The organism is Agrobacterium sp. CG674 (genome assembly GCF_053521645.1).
In genome coordinates, this window is sequence record NZ_JBNWDZ010000023.1 from 1 (window position 1) to 5,813 (window position 5,813).

The 5,813-nt window shown below is 53.5% G+C and carries 6 protein-coding genes; 2 read left to right on the forward strand and 4 right to left on the reverse strand.

Annotation, left to right across the window (positions count from 1 at the left end; genetic code table 11):
- The first annotated feature begins 475 nt into the window (after positions 1-475).
- The gene (locus tag ACQZ51_RS23505) at positions 476-694 is read left to right on the forward strand and encodes a hypothetical protein (RefSeq protein ID WP_448780962.1); all 219 of its coding nucleotides are present in this window, start codon (positions 476-478) and stop codon (positions 692-694) included.
- A 447-nt stretch (positions 695-1,141) separates the two neighbouring features.
- Here the strand turns inward: ACQZ51_RS23505 and ACQZ51_RS23510 are convergent, their stop codons facing one another.
- Complete coding sequence (locus ACQZ51_RS23510) at positions 1,142-2,011, reverse strand: nucleotidyl transferase AbiEii/AbiGii toxin family protein (RefSeq protein ID WP_448780964.1); 870 nt, start codon at positions 2,009-2,011, stop codon at positions 1,142-1,144.
- Positions 2,004-2,621, reverse strand: a complete 618-nt coding sequence (locus ACQZ51_RS23515; protein WP_448780966.1) for a type IV toxin-antitoxin system AbiEi family antitoxin domain-containing protein — start codon at positions 2,619-2,621, stop codon at positions 2,004-2,006. Before ACQZ51_RS23515 ends, ACQZ51_RS23510 begins: the two co-directional genes overlap by 8 nt.
- Before the next feature lie 591 nt (positions 2,622-3,212).
- On the opposite strand from ACQZ51_RS23515, the gene ACQZ51_RS23520 reads away from it, so the two are divergent.
- Entirely contained in the window at positions 3,213-3,431 is a 219-nt protein-coding gene (locus ACQZ51_RS23520; protein WP_448780968.1) for a hypothetical protein, read from the forward strand.
- 332 nt (positions 3,432-3,763) lie between these two features.
- On the opposite strand, the gene ACQZ51_RS23525 is transcribed toward ACQZ51_RS23520, so the two are convergent.
- Together ACQZ51_RS23525 and ACQZ51_RS23530 are read right to left on the reverse strand one after the other, a co-directional pair.
- The gene (locus ACQZ51_RS23525) at positions 3,764-4,048 is read right to left on the reverse strand and encodes a helix-turn-helix transcriptional regulator (protein WP_448780969.1); all 285 of its coding nucleotides are present in this window, start codon (positions 4,046-4,048) and stop codon (positions 3,764-3,766) included.
- A complete protein-coding gene (locus tag ACQZ51_RS23530) occupies positions 4,049-5,386 on the reverse strand; it encodes a type II toxin-antitoxin system HipA family toxin (protein ID WP_448780971.1) in 1,338 nt (445 codons plus the stop codon).
- Positions 5,387-5,813: the final 427 nt, after the last annotated feature.

Genomic DNA, 5,813 nt, shown 5'->3' on the forward strand with positions numbered 1-5,813 from the left:
GTATCATGATACTGTTATTGTAATTGCAACCGGATAGCCAGATATCCACTCAGCCACCGAACTTTATCTCCCAATCCGTCAATAAATACCCTCATCCAAATAATCGAAAAACCTATATAAATCATACAGTTGAGCGCGCGGCTGGATTATCTAAAATCATCGTTGATCGCCCTCAAGCTTTAAGCACACCACCCCATAAAAAGGCCAAAACTACAGATATTATATATAACACACGTAGCCATCATATAAATTATACCTTTTCTTAACATGATACCCATCAAGCCGATACATAGAAAAATATTCTACATGCAATGTATAGATTCCAGAATTAACGTATATATTTAAATTCAATCAGAAAATATATCCAAAAACACGAGCATCGAGCATGTCGCCGCTTCTCAAAGGCTGCAAAACCGATTGACTCTCACAATCGACTAGGCAAGCATCACTTGAAATACGAGGCCAATGAATCGACATGTCGCCAGACCGCTTTAATCAATGCCTGAGGGTCATACGCTGGACACCGATCAATATCGCCTCCGCTCTACAATGCGAACTTTCGTGGATTGAGGCTCTGGAAGTAGGCAATGAAGCCGTCCCTGCAGACCTGGCCGAATGGCTAGAAACGCTTGCACAAACGCATGAGGCTCTTCCACCGCCAATCACCTACAGAGGCAAACGGTCGGCCTTCTGATCGCCAACGCTTCCATCTTCAATCACAATGGTAGGAGTTGCACAAAACGAAAGTTTTAGCTGACTTGCAGAAGCTCGCACAGGCTGTGATCGCAGAAGGCTTCTCGGGTAGTCGATCGTCTCGCGGAATATGCAGCTGTTGAACAGAATCTTGTCTGCCGCCGTGTTTAGTAGGCTATCAGCTTAGTTATGACAAAAACAATCCGTCGAGCCAGGCAGATGACGGTGTGACAATACCGGCTGCCGCGCCTCCTTGGAAACTCTCGTGTGGTGAGTCATCTTGTCGTCGATTGATCGGAATATCCGGTAATAGTGCACATCAACTATGCCCCCCGGCAGGATGACAATCAACGACTGAGCGAGTGCGCTTTATCCTCGGTCCGATTGATCGTCTGGCCAGTGTTCAACGGTCACGCCCTCCAAAATCCGGCGCCAATGTCCAACCCGCTCATTTGCCCCGGCTCGCGGCTACAACGGCATGAGGCATCAGGAATGCAGCGATCTCCGTGATGACATCCATCAATTCACCCGGATCATGGGCAACGTCTTCAACAAACGCTCGCCATTGCCGTTGCTTTTGCTGATCCTTGGCAAATGCTGCTGTTAACGCATCCGGTAGGGCCGTTGGGATCGGCGTCTCACGCCGTTCAAAAGTGGCGGCAATTGCCTGTGCTAACCTGTCATTGCTGAAATCGAACGACCTGCTGAGAATCCAGATGTCGTAGAAATCTTTCATCCGGGTGTTGGAACGCCCCAGCGCCACCATCGCCTGGAACTTCTCGGCGATGACAGTTTCCCGCGCGTAGCCCCGTAGTCGGGGCATTGGGAAATCGAGCATTGAAGGATAGTCCAGTTCTTCGGCACCAGGCTCCAATGCATCGCCAAAGCCGATGTCGATCGCCAGACTGATCCGGGCACCGCTGATCGAGGCCGTCGTCCTCAGCCTCAGCCCGCCATACTCCAGTTCCTCGCGAATACGGTCGACGCGAAGTGCGTCAGCGTCGAATTCCACGCCATCGCCGGCTTCCTGCGTCAGGATCTCCCGAAACGTCGCCAGCATCGGCTCAGCACTCGGATCGCCAAAACCCAGCAGATCAAGGTCGCGCGTGCCGCGGTGCGGATCGTCGAACCAACTCATCATCAGCATCGCGCCCTTCAGCACGAAGCGCTTGGCATGTCGTGACTGGCTGAGCCGGAAGAGCAGCCGCTCGAGGGCGAAGCGTGTCAGAACTAGGTCGAAGCTCTGGTCATTTGCCTTGGCGAGTTGCAGCAGGCGGGCGCGCACCGAGGCGCCGATATTCCTAATCTCCTTAACCATTGGCAGTCAGCGCCTCAAGATACGGCCGGATCACAGTGGCAACCCCTCCTCTCTCGGCCTGCCTAGCAATTTCGCCGGGAGTGACCTTGCTCTGGCGGAGCGCCTCTTGGAGGCCCTCGATCGCCACCGACAGACCGATCTTGTTGCGATATCGGAAACAGTCCGCGATTGTTTTGACGATCCCAAAGACCTTTACGGGCACACCCTCGACAATATGGGTCTCGACGCTTTCATTGAGCAGTCTTTCGGTAAACCGCACGATACGAATGGGTGTACCGTCAGATTTGGGAGGCCAGTCCCTCTGGCCGATGGCCAGCCATATCTGTCTCGGAAGCTGATCGGTCAGGCCGTGAAATGCGAGGGCCGACACAAGGCAGACGACGCCCTTAGGTGCGCGCTTGGCGGCCTCAGCTAGGCTGTGATTGGCGTCGAGCGCTGCGTCGGAGAGCTGGTAAAGGCCGCGTGCAAGTCGGAGCACCTCTCCATCCCGCTCCATGCGGCTCATAGTGGCAGCCGTTACGCCAGCGTCGCGCAGCTCGACAAGGCGCGCGATCCCACGCGCCGTAAGTAATGCGTGGGCGATCTGGCGCTGGGGGAGAGATGGAGACATTGATACAATACCTCTGAACTAAGGATGTACTATCCGAGGTTTCATATCAAATTTCGACGTTGAAGGAAAGCTCTAGCGAGCCGTTTTCAACCGAGCGCTCCTACTCTACATCCAATGCGACATCTGAAGCCAGAAATTGTAATGGCAAACCGTCGATCGGATCACCGCATAATCTGCCAGACTCCATCCTATTCGCTCGCAAACTCTCCCCCAGATCAACCTCAAATCTATATAAAATCATAAGCTGTCTATATAAATGTGGGTCTCCCTAAATGCACTTCTGACTGCCTGTCGAGTTTACAAGCTCGCCCACCCAAAACCGCACCCGATCAAAGATATTATATGTAGGCGCACCCTCCCAGCATACTAATTATATACTTTTTTTAGTTCGCATCCCGCCTGGGCCATAAGTGAAAAAATATTCTCCGAACACATTATAAATACCTATGATTATGTATAAATTAACACCTATACAGAAATTATACCCAAAGTCGTGTAGAACGCCACACCTCCAAAAGGTTGCAAATCAATTGACTATCACAGCTGACTAGCCGAACATCGCTCGATATTACAGGGGCAATGAAAATCACCATGTCGCCAGACCGCTTTAATCAATGCCTGCGGGTCATCCGCTGGACGCCAATCAATATCGCGTCCGCTCTGCAATGTGAACTTTCCTGGATCGAGGCCCTGGAAGCGGGCAATGAAGCCGTCCCTGCCGGTCTGGCCGAATGGCTCGAAACGCTTGCACAAGCCCATGAGGCTCTTCCGCCACCAATCACCTACAGAGGTAAACGGTCGACCCTCTGATCGCCAACGCCGCCATCTTAACAATCACCGGATCACACATCAGGAAACATGTCACCGCAACTCTGTGCCTCATCGCTTTTGATCAGCCAGCCGATTGCCATTCAGGAATGTGTCGAGTTCAACAGTACGGGATCTGGGTAGCCGAACGTCTTCAGCAAATTGCGGCCACCGGTCTACGGCCGCTCGAACCTGCTCTATAACCTCCCTGACACCTTGATCCGGGATCGACGCCCCTCTGGAGACCACCAAAAGGTGAGAAATGCCGGGGGTTCTAAAAGGCGTGCCGGGGTCTGAGATCGGCATCGTCGGCGTGCGCCCCTTTTGACTATCCCTTATACGTCGGGCATTCTCGCCACAAATCCGACGCCAAATCCGAACAACCGACCGATCTTTTCCAAAGTTTCAAGCGTCGGGTTTGCATTGCCAGATTCGATCTCCGCAACTTGGCGTCTGGTGAGCGACAGCGTCTTAGCAAACTCCTCCTGCGTCATGCCAAAGCCCTTTCGAATTTGTGCCACAGCGCCCGGTAACCTTAGATCGCCGTTTCGAGCGCGCTCCGCCAGCGTTCTACGGTTTTCAAGAATCTCATCTTTAGTGGGTTTCTTCCAACGAGCCATTTAGCTGTCCTTCGGCATCTGGTGCGTCCCCAGAACGCTGTCTGTGATCGCCATGCAGCGTCCCATTGCGCGGTCCAGAACATCCCGAGACGCCCCCAATTCTTTCGCCATTGCCGGAGCCTGGCGCAGACGTTCGGCAAATTCCCAAAGCGTAGCCACGAGCGCTTTCTGCTCTGCTGGATCGGGCATCAGTTCACCACAAACCAGCTTCCAATCGGGAAGATGATCGCGGCCGCCGTCACGCATCACGGCCCATCGGGTGGAACGAACAATCCCTTCCTTGGCGAGGCGCATAGGCGCGAAATCGAAGAGTGGAGACAGGCGGATCGTGCCATCCTGGTGTTTGCTGAGGGCAGAATTGCGGCCGTGATTGTCGGGATTACCGAGCGCCAGGTTGGCGATGTCGCGCTTCAGGTATTCAACAATGTCCAAGAACGGGTCGGCCGAATACTGGCGCAAGACGTCGATATAGGCCTCGTGCGTGCCGACATGGCCGAAATCGGCAACGCCGATCGCGGACACGAGACTTTCCTGCCCCAGCCGAACGGTTCCGCCGCCTTGTCTCTTTTTCCGGTCGAAACGGGGAATGATCAGGACGCCTTCAGCATAGGTCGAGGGTTCGCTGACATTAAGATCGATCTCTTGAGCGATGCGCGAATATAGGGCTTCGCCTTCGAGGATCAGGCGGTCCACAGGATCGTTGCTGCGCACCAGCTTGACGATGACATGGCGCACAGCCTCATCATCGGTCACAAAACTATCAGGATAATAAAGACCGTCGTTCGCCTGGGTCATGGAGACCTTGGGCCATTCGCCTTGCAGTCCGCTTGAGCCTGAGGCGAGCATTCCAAAGCGATCGGCCACTTCCATGAAGCGATCCGATCGATCGAGGATTTCCTCTTCTGTCACGCCTTGGCGCTGTACCCCATACAGACGTTTTGCTTCGGCCTCGGCCGCTTCTTTGATGCGGATATTACCTATACCGCCCGTCGCTGATCGCAGAAGCAGCGGGAGATCAGAAGCGCGCGAGCCTTCAGTGAGCCCTAGGTGGTCGGCAAGCTTTCGCCTTGCATGTCCCTGTGGCATAAGATCCAAGAGAAACGGTGGCCAGCTGCCCCTATATCGATTTTCGAGGTCTACGGGATAACGCACCGATAAAGCGCGATGGTCACGGACCGTTTTTCCGGCCGCGAATTCCGCCGATGCCACCGCGACGAAATAGTCGAGATCGTAGTCGACGATGGACGCGCCCTGGAAGCCGGCCGCGTCGTCCTTGAGTTCCAGCCTCGCGGCGTCGTACCACTCACTATCAAAATGGGCTTGGAGCGTTAGTCGCATCAATTGATCCCTCTAATGGAACATTTAATGCATTAAATTTGAAAAATAAACCCCTTATAGTGGTGCATTATTTGCGTTGTAAGGTTGTGCCGCTCCTGTCTGTTAATACCTTTCCGCCGGCAGTCGCCAGGGACAACTCTCGAAACGATCCAGTCGTTCAAGCCTCTTCTCTAACTTCGCGCAATGCGCGGAAGGGCTCACCCGTACTGGACAGAGCTTAACACTTGAAAGCCATTCATACTGACGCTATATTGCGTCATAATTAACGTTATTATTGATGGGTATCTCAAATGGCTCTTGCTCAATATGCTGACAATGGCCTGTTTGTGCCAAGAAAAATCGCTGACGTTTTTCACACGACAAGCGACGACATCGCCCGTAGTGCTGGCCTCGGCAAGGATGCAGTCCAGCGCAAAGAGCGTATCAG

What these genes read in the sequence shown, in the direction of transcription:
- ACQZ51_RS23515 (WP_448780966.1), bottom strand. Translation starts at nt 2,621, where the DNA reads ATGTCTCCATCTCTCCCCCAGCGCCAGATCGCCCACGCATTACTTACG.
- ACQZ51_RS23530 (WP_448780971.1), bottom strand. Translation starts at nt 5,386, where the DNA reads ATGCGACTAACGCTCCAAGCCCATTTTGATAGTGAGTGGTACGACGCC.
- ACQZ51_RS23510 (WP_448780964.1), bottom strand. Translation starts at nt 2,011, where the DNA reads ATGGTTAAGGAGATTAGGAATATCGGCGCCTCGGTGCGCGCCCGCCTG.
- ACQZ51_RS23505 (WP_448780962.1), top strand. Translation starts at nt 476, where the DNA reads ATGTCGCCAGACCGCTTTAATCAATGCCTGAGGGTCATACGCTGGACA.
- ACQZ51_RS23525 (WP_448780969.1), bottom strand. Translation starts at nt 4,048, where the DNA reads ATGGCTCGTTGGAAGAAACCCACTAAAGATGAGATTCTTGAAAACCGT.
- ACQZ51_RS23520 (WP_448780968.1), top strand. Translation starts at nt 3,213, where the DNA reads ATGTCGCCAGACCGCTTTAATCAATGCCTGCGGGTCATCCGCTGGACG.